This is a genomic window from Paenibacillus pabuli NBRC 13638 (assembly GCF_001514495.1).
Taxonomy (GTDB): Bacteria; Bacillota; Bacilli; order Paenibacillales; family Paenibacillaceae; genus Paenibacillus; species Paenibacillus pabuli.
In genome coordinates this window covers 320,150-337,832 of sequence record NZ_BCNM01000002.1, presented here as the reverse complement: position 1 = coordinate 337,832, position 17,683 = coordinate 320,150, and the positions used below count along the sequence as shown (strand labels likewise).

The following is a 17,683-nucleotide window of genomic DNA, read 5'->3' as shown; positions in this document are numbered from 1 at the left end:
GGCAGCCTTGGAAGTGATGGGCGGAAAGTGGAAGCCTCTGATTATTTATCATTTGTTTACAGGTCGCAAACGGACCTCGGAGCTGCGGCGGCTGATCCCTGACATTACGCAGAAGATGCTGACAACGCAGCTCAGAGGTCTCGAAAAGGACGAGATTGTGCAGCGAAAAGTGTACTCCGAGGTTCCCCCGAAGGTGGAATATGAGTTGACTGAATACGGATGGGGACTCAAGCCCGCTCTGGATCACCTTTGTTATTGGGGGGAAGAGCATCTGGACAAGGTTTACGGGGATCGGTCGAAGGTACTGGAGGACTTTGATTCCTTCGAAACTTGAAGAGAGGGAGTGGGACGGTGGATGGTGTTAAGGACACTAAACAAGTTAATCAAACTAAACAAGTAATCCCTATCCGTTGTGAAGGTGTCGCTGTAATTCTGTTGAAAAAGAATCTGGATCAATACCATGTGCTGATGCTCAAGCGGGCGAGCCGTATGCTGCATAATGAGTGGTGTTATATTGGTGGCGGGATAGAAATGGGCGAGAAAGCATGGGAAGCTGCGTTAAGGGAAATTCGTGAGGAAACGGGCATCACGGAGGTACGTTTGTACTCTGCCAACCAATTTGAACAGTATTATTCGCCCATGGAGGATTATACCTATACCGCTCCTGTATTCGTAGGCTATGTTGATGAAAGCCAGCCTGTCCAGTTGAATCATGAACATAGTGATTACCAATGGATGACGTTTGACGAAGCGAAAGAAAATGCGGCATTGCCCGGGATCGATCATATTTTGGATTTTGTTGAAAAGCATTTTGCCAAAAAGGCTCCTTCTAAATGGCTGCGAATTGATGGGAAGATTTGATTGGAGGTGTAACTCATTACATATTCAACAACTTATCCAAGAGCAGTATTGAATTTAATATGTATGCTGCTCCTTGAATTTATTTTATTCAGAAATGTTGCTCTCGACGAAAATGGTATTCTTAAGTACTCCCTGATAGGTATATTGACCTTTATTCTGGGTTATATCATTTTCCTGATCCGGCGTTTGTTTTTCACTAAACCCAGCATTACGCTCGAAAGCGATCATGTGATCTCTACGAAACATCGGAAATACGACGCATCCCAGATTGAGTGCATTTATATAAATTACAAACGGATTGGTATTAAACTCTATGGAAAACGGTTAGTGCCGATGGATTTATGCTTTTATTTTCAAAAAAATCAGGAGACCGCAGGGTTACAGGATATCCATGAATGGGCCGAGCGGAACCAAAAAGAAGTGAAACATAAATTTTTCCAAACCTTGGCGTAGAAAGTTCGTTTATTTCATATGAGATAGCTGAGACCGTTATGTCCTGCGGATGATGAGGGCGTAATGCTGTTCACTTTTGCCAAATTAAAATCTGGAAGTTCTGGAGGTTTACATGTTGCAAACAGTAGAAGATTTCTTAACAGGCGCTGGTTATCAAAATGTCGTGGCTGAACTTGTTCAGCTTAAACCTCAGGTCAAATTTGTTGAACATGCTAGCTATGAAGCAGCGTTAAACATGAGCAGGAGAGGTGCCTATGAAATATTTAACAAAAGAATGGGTTGAGATGTGTCAGAAGACCGGGCTTCATTTTGGCTTGAGAGTACATAGCGGGGCTTACGAATTGGACGAGACACTCTTTCAACGGCTGTATAAAAGAAAGGAAAAAGAACATGTAAAGCAGGAGCGCGAGATATATAACATGGACCCCCGTTTCATGCTAGAGCATGATGGTCAGGTGCTCACTCGTGTAGACAAGGCTTTTAGCGGGGAAGAGGTGACGGAAGAGGATCAGATGGTGTACCGCATGCCACCGGAAGAGAGAGCGCATATCGAGAAGCTCATTGCAGCGTATGATGCCCGTCCTCCATTTGACGAGAAAAAATGTAAAGATGAATACAAAGAAATGATGGAGTGGCGTTTCCAAAACCAGATGGAACGTTTACCCCAAGAAATTTATAAGCAAATCGCAGATATCCGTGTGTTTACGCTGGGATATTGCACAAGAGAAATACTGCGTCAGCTGAAGAAGCAAAGTGCAGAACATACGAAAGAGATTGAACGGGTAGGGCAAGAATACAGGGCAGTCATGTTGAAACAAAATATCCCCGATGATATTCTTCGCCGGGTGCAATTTCATGATTGTACAGTGACGGAACTTCTGACGGGAGAGGAAGTTGTCATGCGTTTTGACAGCCGTGGAAGCTTCACCAATATAAACAAGCTGACACTGGTTGCACCCGAAATCATTAAGCAAGAGGGAGAGATTGCAGGTAGTTACTGGTTGTATCAAGAGCTGTATCGGATCGATAACGGATATGAGCTGCATGTTCTTTTTGGAGGGGAGCCTACGCCTGAGTTGATTGTTCGCTGTACGAATATTCTTGCAGAGGAAGAGTGAGACAGAGACCCAGAAGCTGAGTTCGATCCTGAACAAGACGGAAATAAAAACACGAAATTTGCTGACCTGGGAAAATTATATTCAGGCAATTGAAGCTTCCTACGGTACAGCGGGAATTCAGTAACTCTAAGAAGGAGGTATACTCTATATGGGCATGTCTGACTATTACAAAAACCTGAGGGATAAGATCGGCAACGAGCTTATTTTTATGCCGGGTGTAGCTGGGATTATCCGAAATGAACAAAAGGAGATCCTGTTCGGTCGTAAACATAACGAATCAACCTGGGGGCTGATTGCTGGAGCAATTGAGCTTGGTGAGACACCGGCTCAAGCGATGGTAAGAGAGGCACTGGAAGAGGCAGGTCTAGTTGTTAAACCAGAGAAAATTATTGGAGTATACGGTGGTGAAAAACAACGTTTTACATACAGTAATGGTCACCAGGTTGAATATCTAACCATTGTATTTGAATGCAGCATCAAGTCTGGACAACTCACACCTGATAATGAAGAGATGAAGGATCTGCAATTTTTCCCAGAGGATCAGCTTCCACCCATGGCAAACCAATATCCAGATTATATTTTTAGTTCCAATCATGAAGAACGGGCCCATTTTGAAAGATAATCCAGTGTGGAACTGGAGTCTAAAACTCACCTTATTTTTACCGAATCAATTAAGATCCTGGATATATGATGAGAACATATATTGGTCATTTTGTATTTCCGAAGCATGTATTGTTACAGCGAGATATCATATCGGATCAAGGCAAAGGTGGCAAGCGCGCCATACGTGTATATCCGCCTTGGGACAAACCAACAAGTAAACAGGCTCTAAACACGCAGCAATGGCAGCTGGAATAATTCCTGGAAGTATCTTTTACCGAACCATTGAACTGTGATCAAGCCCGGGTACTTTATGGCACCCAACGATTGAAGTAAGCGAAACAGTAGCCCAGCATCTCCAGGTTCTTTTCCTCCGAATTCCAGCTTTCACCGATCTTTTGGCATATCTCTCTAATCGTTATTTCCCAGTACTGAAGCGTGTGTAATGTCTTCCATTGTTAAAAATAGTGAACGTCAGTTCATTTAGCTTTTTTGAAATTGTGCTTGCCTTAATGTGAACATTAAGCCTTAGGATGTAAAAGAACCGGCCAAATACATCCAAAAATGAACATAAAGGAGGAGTCAGCAGTATGGCTTTTTCGATAAAAGAAGCTTCGGAGCGGCTGGGTTGTCCTGCACATAAAATTCGTTACTACGAGAAGGAGGGACTGCTCCCTTACATTCAACGGGATCAACATGGAAATCGGTTGTTCGAGGAAGAACATCTGGATTGGATGAGACTGATGTCCTGTTTCCGGGCAACGGGTATGAAAGTATCTACACTGAAACATATGGTTAGTCTGGCACTGGACGGGGATTCAACGATTCCACAACGGAAAGCGATCCTTCACGAATATAAAGAGGAATTACATCGCCGCCAACTTGAAATTGCCGAAGCACTTGCAGCGGTGAATAACAAATTGACGATCTATGAAGACATAGAAACAGGAAAGCTTCCTTCAGAAAGCAAGCTGCTAGACCAAATGGAAAGCATCGGCAAAGACTAATATTAACGGATGGAGAGATGGAGAGATGAAGCAAAGAGTGCTGGGAAATAGCGATATAGTCGTATCTTCGATTGGATTGGGAATTATGGGCATGTCTCCGGGGATGTATGGAGAAACCAATGATGAGGAGTCAATGAAGACCATCCATCACGCTCTGGAGATTGGCGTTACACTGCTAGATACAGCTGATGTGTATGGTAATGGTCATAATGAAGAACTACTGGGGAAAGCGCTGAAGGGACGTCGCGATCAGGCCATTATTGCTACCAAATTTGCGTATACCCCAAACTATGAGACGTTGAATGGTCATCCGGATTACGTGAAAAAGGCTGTAGAAGCAAGTCTTCGCAGGCTGGACACCGACTATATTGATCTGTATTACCAACACAGGGTAGATCCTCAGATTCCGATTGAGGAAACGGTTGGCGCGATGGCTGACTTGGTTAAAGAGGGGAAAGTCCGCTGCCTTGGATTGTCGGAAGCATCGGCTTCCACTTTACGCCGTGCACACGCCGTTCATCCAATCTCTGCGTTGCAGAGCGAATATTCCCTGTGGAGCCGGGATATTGAGGACGAGATTCTACCAACTGCGAGAGAACTGAATATTACCCATATTGCATACAGTCCATTAAGCAGAGGGTTTATCTCAGGTGAGATACGGAAATTCGAAGATTTGGATGATAATGATCTGCGCAGATATATGCCGAGGTTCCAAGGAGACAATTTCGCCAAAAATATAGAAGTTGTGGATAAAATCAAAGAGATTGCGATGGAGAAGAGTTGTACGCCTGCACAATTGGCTTTAGCTTGGACTATGGCTAATAACGCATTGCCGATTCCGGGAACGAAACGAATCAATTATTTGGAGGAAAACGCGAACGCTGCAACGATTGAACTTACATCTGATGACTTAGCTCGCATTGAAAAGGTAAGTCCCCAACATGAGGTCCATGGAACACGTTATATGAAAGAAATGATGACTCAGCTTAACGGGTAAAAATGAGGCAAAAAAGGAAGTATGATTTAGTGGAATATCCTGTATAATTTAGAGAACAATCATGTTTGCATTTCTGTAGAGAATGAAGGATCTACGATTGGAAAATAAGGTATCCCTATTATGGGAGTGATTCTACTGCCACTTTGAATACTGGAGTGTGGTCATGATCGTATTAACGTCAGCAATAGCATTTACCTTCCTGATCCTAATCGTGATTCTCTTTCAAATTGCTTTAGCGGTAGGTGTGCCGTGGGGCGAGTATGCTATGGGTGGGAAGTTTCCCGGGAAATACCCCATCTCCATGCGTTTTGCCTGCATAGTTCAGATTGCGATTTTGGCATTTATGGGTATCATTGTTCTGAGTAAAGCAGAATTGCTTTGGGCTCAGTGGTCTGATTTTGCAGAGACAGCGATCTGGTTTATCGTCGCGTATTTAGTACTTGGAACGATTTTGAATCTGATTACGAGAAGTGTATGGGAACGAAGAATCTGGGCGCCCGTAACGTTGATGATGCTGATAACGAGTATAATAGTGGCTATGTCATAACAATGAACAATAACGAAATATACAAAACTAGAGCCCTTGCGTGTATGCCAAAGGGCTCTATGAATTACTGCCGTTCCTCATTTATACTAATGATAGTTTAACCCTACATAGAGAAGATCAACGGAGAGGAGCGGTTTTATTATGCCGATCTACTACTACCTTGCAGCAGTTTTATTAGTTGTAACAGCCTATTTGGTTCGACGTAAGTTCAAGATTTTCCGTCCAGCAGGAAGACGCAGAAAACAGACGAAAGTTACATACAGACGAAAAAAAGCACCATTGAATCTTGGACTTCGAGAAGAAGTCTCCTATCAGCAAACCATTCTTCAATTGGAGAAGAGTTACAATAAGCATTTTGCCAACAAACTCAAGATCCGAATTCAACAGGAATATCCTCACATGAAAACGCTGGAGTATCGGTGGAAATTGATAGAGCTTAAGCGATATTTCATTATGGCTTCATTACTTAAGCAGGTGCCCATGTTCAGTGATGAAGTTGATGATTTGTGGCATGAGATGCTGATGTTTACGAAATCTTACGCTGATTTTTGTGCAGAATTCATGGGTTCCACGGTACACCATGAGCCGGCAATCACCCGCCGCGAAACGCCAGGAGCACGTGCGTGGTTTGACTGGGTGTACTGTCAATTATTCGAGTTCACCCCCTACAGTGCTGCAATCTGGGGTGATTTTTTCACTTACCCATTATCCAGTGATGTACAGAAGCTGATCGCACAGGGAGATCAATCCGAACTGGTGAATGAACTGTTTCATGCCAGACGCATGCAGGAGGATCCTGAAGCTGCTCAGGTGATTGCCTACTTGATTGATCAACTACGTAGATGCGCAACTCTAAGTGAAGAAGAGCTGTCTCCAGTATCTTCCGGAAGTAGCGATGTAGCTCTCGTCATGGCTAGCGCCATGGTGTATTACTCCATGCATAACGAGGCGACATATGGGTTACACATGGGGCGGCTGGAACAGGAAATTCTTCCACAGGAAAAGGCAGCCTATGGTTCCTCGTCAAGCAGTGGCTGCACGAGCAGTTCCAGCTGTTATGCGGATCAATGTACCGACAGTAGTAGTTCCTCGGGAGGATCTGGATCATCTTCCGACTCTTCTTGCAGCTCATCCAGCTGTTCATCTTGTGGTGGTGGTGGCGATTAATGATAGAGCACAGTATGACTGAGAGATTTCATTTTAGATCAAGTAGCCCAAGGGGCATTACCTTTAAACAATCCACGCCCACTTAATAAAAGATTGATTAAAGTGGGCGTGGATAATTAAATATGCTAACCTTAAATAACTCAAATTACTCGTTCGTAATATTTATCGTTTCGTCAGTGATCGTTTTTCCATCACTTCCTAATGCTTGAACAACCAAGCGATGATGCAAAGACTTACCGGTAATATTCCACGTTACTTTCCAACCATCTTTCGCGTTAATATCGTAACCAATCAGTTCTCGCTCTCCCCAAGATTCCGTCCCCGTTGGAACAATCCAAAAAAGGAGTGTGTCCGCGTTGGTCGCCTCTACTGTGACATTTAATGCTGTACTTTTTGCAGGGACGACGACCCAACCTTCTTTCTCGGAAAAGTTAGTCTCAACACTCATGATTACAGGTGCAGTCTCATTTCTTGGGATAGTCTCCGTGTCCTGATTTTCAGCAGAATCTTCTGAAGCGCAGGCCGTGAGAAGAAGGAAGAAGAGAAGAAACGGATAGATTGCTTTTTTTGTCATGAATGTTACCTCATTCGATAAGTTTAATATAAGTAAGGAGTTGTTAACCAAAATGAATCTCTTTGGAGCTTTAATATTATTATTTATATGTTTTTTTGTGTTTCTTATCATTGTAGTAGTTGTACGTTATGCCATAGATTCGTCAAAAACATCAATAAGACTTGAGTATCTGATCAAAGAAGTGCATGAGTTGAAAACTGAAATCAAAAAACAAAACAACAATAAACAAGATGAGAAAAAATGTATCATTGACGAGAGAATATAGATGTTAGTTATATATCCCTTTAATGATGATGACTTGTAGTCTATTGTTTTCCCTTAACTCCAGGTAGTTAAGAAACAGAAGAAGCGTTATCAGGACAAGGATCACTGACAAAAACTTTTGGAATTTTCCCATGACCGATTTGACCTCCTCATTAATATATTTGTCAGTTTAAGCGTAACAAGAAGAGCACTGTGCATTAACAAGATGAATTCGAGAATGCCATCTGTAATACATAACAACGGGAAGGAATTAAAGTTATAGACGAAATGAAAAAAGGACTGTTCCACTACCGGGAATCAGTCCTGTTTCAATTTACAACCAACGGTCTCTAAATCTCAATGGTGATGATGCGCATGGGCATCCGGTGCGTCGCCTTTGACGGTACACAATACCGAGGTGTCATGCAGATGTTTTTCAGACTCCACTTGGAGTGTCACATGCTTGATTTCTTTATGTTCTAATAGATGTTCAATCTTCTGAACAAGCACCTCGGATGCGTACACATCCATCGTTCCGTCGACCACGATATGAGCGGTCAGCGCATTCAGGTTGCTGGTAATGGACCAGACATGCACATCGTGGACGCCTTTGACGCCATCGACTTGTTTGATGGTCTGAACAAGGTCATTTACATCCACATTCGCTGGGGTTCCTTCCATCAAGATATGCAAGGATGATTTGGTTACGAAGAACCCGCTTCGCAATACCAGTGCTGCGACAATCACACTCGCAAGTGGATCGGCCCAGCCCCAGCCGAAGAACATCATGAGCAGGGCGGCAACTATGGCCCCAACGGATCCCAGCATGTCACTGATGACATGAAGATAGGCGCCGCGCATATTCAGGTTTTTCTCCGTATCGCTACCGCGCATCATAATCCAGGCAACCAGAATATTGATGAGCAGTCCAATGATACTGATGATCAACATGCCGACCGTTGCGACTTCTGGCGGATGAATGAAGCGACCAATGGCTTCGTAGAAGATGTAAAGAGAGATCGCGATTAAGGTGACTCCATTTAACGTAGCTGCGAGAATCTCAAAGCGTCTGTAGCCGTAGGTTTTTCCAGCATTTACTGCTTTTTCGCCAAAGGTGAACGCCAGCAAAGCGATTCCCAAAGCAATTGCGTCTGACAACATATGACCTGCATCGGAGATGAGCGCCAAACTGTTCGTGATATATCCACCAACGGCTTCAATGATCATATAGACGGTAATAATGATGAAGGAGAACAATAGTACTTTCTTGTTGTTCGTGTGAGCATGATTGTGTCCATGGTCATGATTGTGGTGATGTCCAGACATATGAAATCCTCTCCTTTGGAGCGCTGCTCCGGTATGTAATATGCTTTTTTTATGATTAAAAGTGATCCTCGGCAATGATTAATCACTTATAAATGAATATATGAGCAGTTGTTCATATGTTATGTTTTTATTATAGGTGCGGCTCATAATAGTGTCAACCAGATTCGAGAAAATATAAACATACCCGGTGCGTTCATCGCATGTGTGCTGGCGGTTTATGTTGCTTTTGTGCTACCATCTGTGCAGGATCAGTGTCGCGGAAGTTTCCGCTACATATTAGATGAATTTGAAACTAGAAAGGGCGGACAAGCATATGAAGCATCTGCTTCTGGCGGACGACGATGCCAATATTAGAGCGCTCCTCCGGCATGTCATGACCAAGGAAGGGTATCGGGTGCATGAAGCACAGGATGGGTTGGAAGCGGTCAAGGTAATGCAAGCAACGCCGATTGATCTGGCAATTCTGGATGTGATGATGCCAGGTATGGACGGACTGGAGTTATGTGATTTCATTCGGCAGCATTATGACATTCCCATCATGCTGCTGACAGCGCGGGATCAGCTATCCGACAAACGGGATGGGTACTTGAGAGGCACAGATGAATATGTGACGAAGCCATTTGAACCCGAGGAACTGGTCTACCGGGTCAAGGCATTATTTCGCCGTTACCATCGCACGTCCAGTGACATCATTCGTATGAATCGCATCGTGATTGACCGAAACAATGTGGAGGTCTCCGATGGGCAATCGATTCTCTTTTTGCCAATGAAGGAATTCGAGCTGCTCTCTCAGCTTGCCCAGTTTCCGGGTCGTTTGTTCTCGCGGGATGAACTGATTCGGCTCGTTTGGGGAGCGGATTACGAAGGAGATGATCGCACCGTTGATGTACATATCAAGCGGCTGCGTGATCGTTTTGCCGATTATGCGGATGATTTTGTCATTCAGACGGTACGGGGGATTGGTTATAAGATTGAGGTGAAAGCGCATTGAGATCACTGTACTTTCGGGTATTCCTGATTACGATCGCGGTGATTCTGGTCAGCGCCATGCTGGGTTTTCTTTTGTCCAATATTTATTATCATGCGAAGCTGAAGTCTTTCAATGACGAGAAGCTGGTGGGCATCGCGACGCAAATGAAGCAGTTTGTGGAGCAGGAACCCGCTGCAGTGGAGCATTACCTGAACAATGCCGCAGCACTCGGTTACGAAATTTACGTAACGGATGGAAAAGGGAATGACCAATTCTACGGCCGTGAATTCCGCCAGAAGGATCTGGACAAGCAGGCTGTAGATCGGGTATTAAGTGGTGAGATATACCACGGCGTCGCCGAGTTTCCCAGCAAACCCTTTATTACAGGGTTCTTTGATAATCAATTGAGCAATACTGTCGGTGTTCATCTACAGATGGGCAATGCAAGTTATGCGTTATTTATCCGTCCAGACGTCATTTTACAATTTGGGGAACTGCGTATCTTTTTCGCGCTGATTGGAGCGTTTACGGTTGCCATTAGCGTCCTGCTCTTTATAATCAGTACCCGCTATCTGGTGAATCCGATTGAACGTCTGTCCGAGGCGACCAAGCGCATTGCCCAAGGGAACTATAATCTGAAATTGTCCACCACGCGGCGTGATGAGATTGGACAGCTGGCCCAGCATTTCATGACCATGAGTCGTGAATTGGAGCGGGTAGATCAGGCGAGGCAGCAGTTTGTATCCAACGTATCGCATGAGATCCAATCACCGCTGACCTCGATTCAGGGGTTTGCCCAACTGGTGGGAGATCGGGATCTGCCTGAACAGGAACGCGAGCACTATGCCTCTATTATTGAGGAGGAGAGCCGCCATCTCTCACTGCTTAGTAAACAATTGCTGCTGTTGTCCTCCCTTGAACAAGGCCATGAGGATATGACCAAAGTGAGATTCTCTCTGCGGGATCAGTTCCGCCAAGCGGTTCAGGTGCTGCAATGGCAGCTGGAAGAAAAAGAACTGCTGCTCCGGATTTCGGTACCCGAATCCATTCAGCTCTATGGCAATGAAGTGCTGCTCATGCAGGTCTGGATGAATCTGCTGGGGAATGCCGTGAATCATCTTCCACAGGGGAGAAGCATCGAGATTCGTGCCGAGGAGACGAATGCCCAATGCGTGATCCATATTCGGGATACAGGGGATGGGATTGCAGCGGAGCATCTGCCGTTCCTGTTTGATCGTTTCTACCGGGTAGACCGTGCAAGAGAGCGTTCCTCCGGCCGAACCGGGCTTGGACTTGCCATTGTGCAGAAAATTATCCGTATTCATGACGGCACGATTGAGGTCTCCAGTTCGTCAGAGGGAACGGTCTTCACCGTGACGCTCCCGCAGATGTAATCTGTTATTCATTTGCCGTTCATTTTCACCTCCTATACTTGGGTTATCAAGAGGAGGTCAGAGAACATGTACTTGGCTATTAGAGAGATGAGGTTTGCGAAAGGGCGCTATGCGTTAATTGCTACAATTATGGTACTTGTTTCATTTCTGGTTTTATTTGTCACAGGTCTGGCACAAGGGCTAGCGTATGATAACGCGGCATCCATCAAAAATATGGCAGCAACCCATTTTGTTCTGGAGCAGGATTCGAATCATCGGTTTACCCGGTCCCAGGTGAGTCAGGATCAGCTGGAGCAGACACGCTCCGCAGTGGGGCAAGAGAATGCTGAACCGCTGGGAGTGAAAATGACAACGGTTAGTCCTGCTGGCGACACGAAGAAGATGGATGTAACGCTATTCATGGTGAACCCGGAAGGCTGGCTGGCTCCAACCGTAACCGAAGGATCGCCAATCACGGATCAGAAAGACGGGCAGGTTGTGGTGGATCAAAAGCTGTCTGAATCCGGCGTGACCATTGGAACAGTACTGGTCGATCAAGCCTCGGGAACGGAGTGGACAGTGGGGGGATTTGTGGAAAATGAGTCCTTCAGTCACTCACCGGTTGTGTTCCTGAATGAGCAGCAATGGCTCGCTATTCAGGAAGGTTCCCGTACTTCGCAAGGAACAGCAGGAGCCAATGCCCCGGTATACAATGCCATTGCCATTAAGGATGCTGGCGAGAAGGTAGACAGCCTTAGTTCCGCACTGCCGAATACGGAATTAATTACGAAGTCCGATGCGGTATCAGCCATTCCTGGGTACAAGGAAGAGCAGGGCTCGCTGCTCATGATGATTGCCTTTTTATTTGTCATCTCGGCGTTTGTGCTTGCGGTATTTTTCTACGTCATCACGATTCAGAAAACGAGTCAATTCGGTATTCTGAAAGCTATTGGGACGCGCAATGCGTATCTGGCTCGCAGTGTTTCACTGCAAGTATTGCTTCTATCCGTCGGCAGTCTGGTGATTAGTGTCCTGCTGGTTCAATTATTTGAATCCATCTTGCCAGCTTCGATGCCGTTTCAATTAGGTTTGTCCACCCTGACCCTAACCTGCGTGTTATTCGTGATAATGTCTATGGCGGGTTCATTATTCTCGGTGTGGAAGGTGACCAAAATTGATGCGCTTGATGCGATTGGGAGGACAGCAGCATGAGAAACCGATTGGTATTGCAGGGAATTACAAAGACCTTCGAAGATGGCGGGTTCAAACGGACGATATTGGATAAGTTGGATCTGGAGGTGGCCGAAGGAGAACTCGTCGCAGTTATGGGGCCTTCCGGGTCAGGCAAAAGTACATTTCTGTCCATCGCAGGCGCACTCCTCGAACCGACGGAAGGACAGGTTCTGCTGGATGGCGCATCGATTATGGGTAAAAACAAGCAGGAGATATCCGATGTGCGGCTCCAGCAGCTCGGATTTATTTTTCAAAGCGCCAATCTCATTCCATATCTGAAAGTGGAAGAACAACTAATGGTAGTTGCCAAGCTTGCCGGAACGGACAAAAACAAGGCAGAGAAGCGAGTGGATGAGCTGCTGGATACGGTAGGTTTATCGCATCGGCGTAAAGCATATGCAGAGAAGCTGTCCGGCGGAGAACGCCAGCGGGTTGCCATTGCCAGAGCATTGATGAATGATCCGGCTGTTCTGCTCGCGGATGAACCGACAGCCAGTCTGGATGCGGAACGTGGCCTGGATATTGTGGGCATGATTGCACGGCTCGTGAAGGAGCAGGGCAAGAGTGCGGTGATGGTTACGCATGATGAGCGGATTTTGCCGCTGTGTGATCGGGTTCTCTTTTTGGAAAACGGGAAACTGGTACACCATTAGCGCTCGGAGTGAGCGTAAGGTTGTTCTGTCATCGGAGTGGCAATTATAAGCTTCTTTAATTCAACGGATATCGCATCAGAAGGTCCATGGAATCCCGATGGGAAAAATGGCCTTCTTTTTTCTTTTTTGATCTATAATGAGAGATAGAACTTATAATGGAAGATTTATTTTACATAGAGAGGATCGGATATTGCATGAAAACGTTGGATCAGGAACACTTCCCGGCGCTCAGTACATCGATTCATTGGGGGATCGTTGAAGCGGAGTTTAGACTGAATGACATCGTGGATGAAACGCTGGTAAGTAATGTGAGCATTATCCCGTTTGTCGGGGAACAAGTGGTTGTTTTTCAGATCGAGAACGGGAAATGGGAGCTGCCCGGAGGAACGTTGGAGGTAGGAGAGGAGTATATGGATGGACTGCAACGTGAAGTGATGGAGGAGCTCGGAGCCGAATTGCTTTCGTATCAGGTGTTTGGGCAATTTCATTGCATGTCGAGTGCGCCTGAACCGTATAGACCGCATATTCCGCATCCTCATTTTGTGAGACTTATTGGCTATGGAGAAGTTAAACTTGTGGGCCAACCGCTGAATCCGGTGGATGGGGAGCAGGTGATTGCGGTAGAGGTTGTGGAGATTGGTGAAGCGATCCGAAGATTCGAAGAACAGAATAGAGACGACATTGCGGAAATGTACCGATTGGCTTATGTGCTGCGAGAAGAAGGCAAACGGTGAGTAACTGGAATAGGAGTAGTAATTAGTATGGAGTAACAATTAACGTTTGAAGTCGGAGTTCAAACTAACGAATAATCTGCCGGAGGAGCCATCTCATGCGTAAGAGATCGATTAAAATATTCAGAGGCGTCATACTTAGTATCCTTCTAATCATCATACTCGCTCTGATCTTTCCCACTTGGACCCCTGGGATCAAGGGAGAAAATAGTATCAGCACATTAGGACAGATCGAGATCAATGGTGCAGGTCATGAGGTTATGATTCGCGGGGCGGATCGGAACAATCCTATCCTTCTTTTCGTCCATGGTGGACCTGGTTGCTCCGAGATTCCTTATGTAAGGAAGTATCAGCAGGAGCTTGAACAACATTTTACCATTGTGCATTATGATCAACGTGGAAGTGGAAAGTCATATCATTTGTTGGAGGATTATTCGGATGTGACTTCAGATGTGCTTGTAGATGATTTACTGGCTTTAACGGATTACGTCACTACTGAACTGGGGCAAAGAAAGGTTACGTTGGTCGGTCATTCATTTGGTACATACATAGGGACAAAAGCGGCAGCCAAAGCACCTGAAAAATTCCTTGCTTATATAGGTATTGGGCAAGTTGCTGATACTGTGCAGAGTGAGCTGGATAGTTTGGAATATACGATTATACAAGCGAAACAAGCTGGCAGTATAGCGGATGCGGAAAGTCTGGAACGTCTTCGAGGTCCGATTGAGCGAGGGGAGGAGCACACACCAAGAAAGTTGGTTCGCAAATATGGCGGTGCAGCCAGACTTATTGATGACAACAGGGATTATACGCTCGGCTTTCTTCTGGGAACCGAGTATAATGCGCTCGATGTGATTCGCTATTCCATGGGAGTGCAGGCTACACAGGAAATTCTCCTGAAGGAGGAATCCGCCAATCATTTGCCAGACATTGTAGATCAGCTGGAGATCCCGACTTATTTTGTTATGGGGAAATATGATTATATGACATCTGTGAATGCGGCACGGGATTATTTCAATGAGCTCGAAGCACCCGAAAAAGATTTTGTTCTATTTGAAGAGTCGGCTCATTACCCACAGTTCGAGGAGAAAGAACGATTTGCAGCGTGGTTGATGGGGGTAGTAGATCGTTTGAAATAAAGTATTTCATTCAGAAGGGAAAAGAATTTGAAGGGCTAGCCATTCATAGTGAAGAATATCAAATAAGAATTTGACTTTTGAATAAGCGAGGGATGGCAATGGCGCAACGTGATACTAAATTGATCATTAGACTAGCATTACCAGAGGAGGCACCAGTGGTATTGAATCTTTGGCAAGAGTCTGCCCGGTGGCTGAACTCCAAAGAAATATATCAATGGCGTCCTGAGTATTTCAATCTGGAACAAGTCGTTGAATTCATGACGGATGGATCAGAAGTATACCTTGCTGAAAACAAACATGAAACCGTAGGGACGTATACCTTAACATGGTCAGACCCTCAGATTTGGAAAGAACTCGACAACCCAGATTCCGGATACATACACCGATTCGCAGTGAATAGAGATTTTAAAGGGCAAGATATAGGACTACTCCTTTTAAAATCAGCAGAAGAGAATATCAGGCATAAAGGAAAGACCATGATCAGGCTGGATTGCATGGCAGATAATTTGCGACTCAATCAATACTACAAGGATTATGGATTCCAATATATCCGAAGAGTGGAACTGGGGAGCTGGAGTGCCAGTCTATATGAAAAACAATGATGGTGTCTCTATCGAGTTCGTTAATCCCGTAAGTGTATAAAAAGGGGGATTATTGATGCTTTTATCCTATTATCCAATGAGATTAGCTGATGCGGAAAAAATCGTTACCTGGACGTATGAAAATGAATATGCGATGTACAGTTTCTCTGATTCTAATGAAGATATTCATGAATTGATGAATGGGGAGTACTTTGCTGTCCTGGATGAGCTGGAGAAGTTAGTGGGATTTATTTGTTGTGGAGAATCAGCACGTGTACCGGGAGGAGCCTCAATCGGACTGTATCAAGAAGAAGGATATCTGGATATAGGCCTTGGATTAGATCCTGATCTGACAGGGCAAAAGATAGGGTCTGTATTCCTTAAACAAAGTTTAGTATTTTTGCAAAACCAATTTAAATGTTCTCAGTTTCGGCTGGTGGTTGCCACATTCAACGAGCGAGCAATTAAAGTATATGAGCGGATAGGCTTTATAAGAGATAAGGCGTTTTATAGCAAAGTGAATGACAAAGATATGTTATTTATCAGTATGAAAATGGAAATGGAAATGCCCATCTACTCTTTTGAAGAAATAACGGAACAGGATTTAACTGAAGTCAGAGAAATATATAATTACTATGTCTCCAACACGACTATCTCGTTTCATACGGAAGAATTGACCCTGGAAGAAATTAAGGCATCGGTCATGAACCGAAATCCGCGTTTTAAATCGTTTGTCATTAAAGAAGAGAACGAAATTAAAGGTTATGTGCTAATTACCCAATACAAGAGCAAACAAGCTTACGACTTCTCGGGAGAAGTAACCATTTATTTGAGACCGGATATTGTAGGGAAAGGCATTGGTGGAACGGCTCTGCGATTCATAGAGGATGTTGCGCGCGAGCAAGGCTTCTACACCTTGATTGCTACAGTATGCATGGAAAACACACGCAGCAAGTCTCTGTTTGAAAAGCATGGATATGAGCAGTGTGCGATGTTTAAAGGTGTGGGATATAAATTCGATCGCAGATTGGATATTGGTAGTTTCCAAAAGGTGTTATAACGTATGAATAATATTCAATATAATCTAAAATTCGAAAAACTCGTCGCTGAATTAGAACTTGGTGAGCTGATTAGTACACCCAAGACAATCTCAGGTGGGCTTTTACATCGCATGTATTCCATTAAAACCACGCATGCCAAATATGCTGTAAAAGCACTGAATCCTCAAATTATGAGTAGACCTACAGCTATGCAGAATTATATCCAATCCGAAAAAATAGCAAACGTGGTGGCAAATTTTATCCATGCTCAACCTGCCAAAGTGATAGACGGTTCTTCAATGCAGATATTAGAACATCAATGTTATCTTATATTTGACTGGATCGATGGTAAAAGTCTGGAGCTTCATGAACTAACCAAAGCACATTGTGAGCATATGGGCATGATTCTTGCAGATATCCACAAGATCGATTTTTCACAGCTTCATATTCCTAAATTTCAGTTGGATCATTCCAAAGAAACCAATTGGGATTATTATTTAAACAAAGGGCAGAAAGAAAATTCTGATTGGACGACCCTATTAGGTAATAGCATTCAAAAGCTCTATGAGTGGAGTATACAGGCAAAAAATGCATCAGTAATGCTGGCTTCAGATACAGTTATTAGCCATAGAGATCTTGAACCTAAGAACGTGATGTGGCAGCAGGACAACCCCATCATTATTGATTGGGAATCAGCGGGTTATATTAATCCGATGCATGATCTGGTGGAAACAGCTATGTATTGGTCAGTAGATCACACTGGAAACATGGACAAAGAAAGGTTCTTGGCTTTTATAGTTGGATATCGGTCTCAAGTGGGAAGTTTAAACGCCAATTGGAGAATGGTTCTCGAAAATGGTTTTGCCGGAAAGTTGGACTGGCTCGAATACAGTCTGAAACGCTCTTTGTGGATTGAATGCACAGACGATGAAGAACAACAAATGGGAACATCACAAGTTACATGGACTATTGAGGCTTTAAAACAATACGAGGATATGATCTCAGATGTTGAGAACTGGTTGAGTAGCTAAATCCGAGATCCGAGATAATTTTATCCGATAAAACGGAAA

General features: G+C 44.4%; 22 protein-coding genes. 20 read left to right on the top strand and 2 right to left on the bottom strand.

What is annotated here, in order from left to right; all coding sequences use genetic code 11:
* Positions 1-16: 16 nt before the first annotated feature.
* The 10 genes from PPA03S_RS05235 to PPA03S_RS05190 all read left to right on the top strand — a co-directional run bounded on the left by PPA03S_RS05235 (position 17) and on the right by PPA03S_RS05190 (position 6,750).
* Complete coding sequence (locus PPA03S_RS05235; protein ID WP_157283965.1) at positions 17-334, top strand: winged helix-turn-helix transcriptional regulator; 318 nt, start codon at positions 17-19, stop codon at positions 332-334.
* Complete coding sequence (locus tag PPA03S_RS05230) at positions 331-861, top strand: NUDIX hydrolase (protein WP_245683518.1); 531 nt, start codon at positions 331-333, stop codon at positions 859-861. Before PPA03S_RS05235 ends, PPA03S_RS05230 begins: the two co-directional genes overlap by 4 nt.
* A gap of 565 nt (positions 862-1,426) precedes the next feature.
* A complete protein-coding gene (locus PPA03S_RS32740; protein WP_157283947.1) occupies positions 1,427-1,597 on the top strand; it encodes a hypothetical protein in 171 nt (56 codons plus the stop codon).
* Positions 1,569-2,432 carry a DUF4085 family protein gene (locus tag PPA03S_RS05220; protein ID WP_062320528.1) on the top strand — a complete coding sequence of 288 codons (864 nt, stop codon included), beginning with the start codon at positions 1,569-1,571 and terminating at the stop codon, positions 2,430-2,432. The genes PPA03S_RS32740 and PPA03S_RS05220 overlap by 29 nt, the downstream gene beginning before the upstream one ends.
* Positions 2,433-2,580: 148 nt before the next feature.
* On the top strand, positions 2,581-3,054 hold the full coding sequence (locus tag PPA03S_RS05215) for an NUDIX domain-containing protein (RefSeq protein WP_062320526.1): 474 nt from the start codon (positions 2,581-2,583) through the stop codon (positions 3,052-3,054).
* Between the two features lie 65 nt (positions 3,055-3,119).
* A complete protein-coding gene (locus PPA03S_RS05210; protein ID WP_245683517.1) occupies positions 3,120-3,290 on the top strand; it encodes a MepB family protein in 171 nt (56 codons plus the stop codon).
* Positions 3,291-3,622: 332 nt separating this feature from the next.
* Positions 3,623-4,039 (top strand): MerR family transcriptional regulator, encoded by a 417-nt coding sequence (locus tag PPA03S_RS05205; RefSeq protein WP_062320524.1) that lies wholly within the window; start codon positions 3,623-3,625, stop codon positions 4,037-4,039.
* Positions 4,040-4,064: 25 nt separating this feature from the next.
* Positions 4,065-5,036 carry an aldo/keto reductase gene (locus PPA03S_RS05200; RefSeq protein WP_062320521.1) on the top strand — a complete coding sequence of 324 codons (972 nt, stop codon included), beginning with the start codon at positions 4,065-4,067 and terminating at the stop codon, positions 5,034-5,036.
* A gap of 163 nt (positions 5,037-5,199) precedes the next feature.
* Complete coding sequence (locus PPA03S_RS05195; RefSeq protein WP_062320519.1) at positions 5,200-5,583, top strand: hypothetical protein; 384 nt, start codon at positions 5,200-5,202, stop codon at positions 5,581-5,583.
* Positions 5,584-5,724: 141 nt separating this feature from the next.
* Positions 5,725-6,750 carry a UCP032817 domain-containing protein gene (locus PPA03S_RS05190; RefSeq protein WP_062320517.1) on the top strand — a complete coding sequence of 342 codons (1,026 nt, stop codon included), beginning with the start codon at positions 5,725-5,727 and terminating at the stop codon, positions 6,748-6,750.
* A gap of 145 nt (positions 6,751-6,895) precedes the next feature.
* Here the strand turns inward: PPA03S_RS05190 and PPA03S_RS05185 are convergent, their stop codons facing one another.
* Complete coding sequence (locus tag PPA03S_RS05185; protein ID WP_062320515.1) at positions 6,896-7,324, bottom strand: hypothetical protein; 429 nt, start codon at positions 7,322-7,324, stop codon at positions 6,896-6,898.
* On the opposite strand from PPA03S_RS05185, the gene PPA03S_RS33640 reads away from it, so the two are divergent.
* A complete protein-coding gene (locus PPA03S_RS33640; RefSeq protein WP_062320513.1) occupies positions 7,323-7,589 on the top strand; it encodes a hypothetical protein in 267 nt (88 codons plus the stop codon). The genes PPA03S_RS05185 and PPA03S_RS33640 overlap by 2 nt on opposite strands.
* A gap of 335 nt (positions 7,590-7,924) precedes the next feature.
* On the opposite strand, the gene PPA03S_RS05175 is transcribed toward PPA03S_RS33640, so the two are convergent.
* On the bottom strand, positions 7,925-8,893 hold the full coding sequence (locus PPA03S_RS05175; protein ID WP_062320511.1) for a cation diffusion facilitator family transporter: 969 nt from the start codon (positions 8,891-8,893) through the stop codon (positions 7,925-7,927).
* Between the two features lie 313 nt (positions 8,894-9,206).
* On the opposite strand from PPA03S_RS05175, the gene PPA03S_RS05170 reads away from it, so the two are divergent.
* The 9 genes from PPA03S_RS05170 to PPA03S_RS05130 all read left to right on the top strand — a co-directional run bounded on the left by PPA03S_RS05170 (position 9,207) and on the right by PPA03S_RS05130 (position 17,644).
* Positions 9,207-9,884, top strand: coding sequence for a response regulator transcription factor (locus PPA03S_RS05170; RefSeq protein WP_062320509.1), 678 nt, complete (start codon positions 9,207-9,209; stop codon positions 9,882-9,884).
* Complete coding sequence (locus PPA03S_RS05165) at positions 9,881-11,257, top strand: sensor histidine kinase (protein ID WP_062320507.1); 1,377 nt, start codon at positions 9,881-9,883, stop codon at positions 11,255-11,257. The genes PPA03S_RS05170 and PPA03S_RS05165 overlap by 4 nt, the downstream gene beginning before the upstream one ends.
* Before the next feature lie 66 nt (positions 11,258-11,323).
* Complete coding sequence (locus tag PPA03S_RS05160; RefSeq protein ID WP_062320505.1) at positions 11,324-12,448, top strand: ABC transporter permease; 1,125 nt, start codon at positions 11,324-11,326, stop codon at positions 12,446-12,448.
* Complete coding sequence (locus tag PPA03S_RS05155) at positions 12,445-13,122, top strand: ABC transporter ATP-binding protein (RefSeq protein ID WP_062320503.1); 678 nt, start codon at positions 12,445-12,447, stop codon at positions 13,120-13,122. Before PPA03S_RS05160 ends, PPA03S_RS05155 begins: the two co-directional genes overlap by 4 nt.
* A 194-nt stretch (positions 13,123-13,316) precedes the next feature.
* Complete coding sequence (locus PPA03S_RS05150; protein ID WP_062320501.1) at positions 13,317-13,856, top strand: NUDIX hydrolase; 540 nt, start codon at positions 13,317-13,319, stop codon at positions 13,854-13,856.
* 95 nt (positions 13,857-13,951) lie between these two features.
* Positions 13,952-14,992, top strand: coding sequence for an alpha/beta fold hydrolase (locus tag PPA03S_RS05145; RefSeq protein WP_062320499.1), 1,041 nt, complete (start codon positions 13,952-13,954; stop codon positions 14,990-14,992).
* A gap of 98 nt (positions 14,993-15,090) precedes the next feature.
* The gene (locus PPA03S_RS05140) at positions 15,091-15,594 is read left to right on the top strand and encodes a GNAT family N-acetyltransferase (protein ID WP_062320497.1); all 504 of its coding nucleotides are present in this window, start codon (positions 15,091-15,093) and stop codon (positions 15,592-15,594) included.
* 55 nt (positions 15,595-15,649) lie between these two features.
* Positions 15,650-16,633 (top strand): GNAT family N-acetyltransferase, encoded by a 984-nt coding sequence (locus PPA03S_RS33820; protein ID WP_082704005.1) that lies wholly within the window; start codon positions 15,650-15,652, stop codon positions 16,631-16,633.
* A gap of 3 nt (positions 16,634-16,636) precedes the next feature.
* Positions 16,637-17,644, top strand: coding sequence for an aminoglycoside phosphotransferase family protein (locus tag PPA03S_RS05130; protein ID WP_062320495.1), 1,008 nt, complete (start codon positions 16,637-16,639; stop codon positions 17,642-17,644).
* The last annotated feature ends 39 nt before the right edge of the window (positions 17,645-17,683 follow it).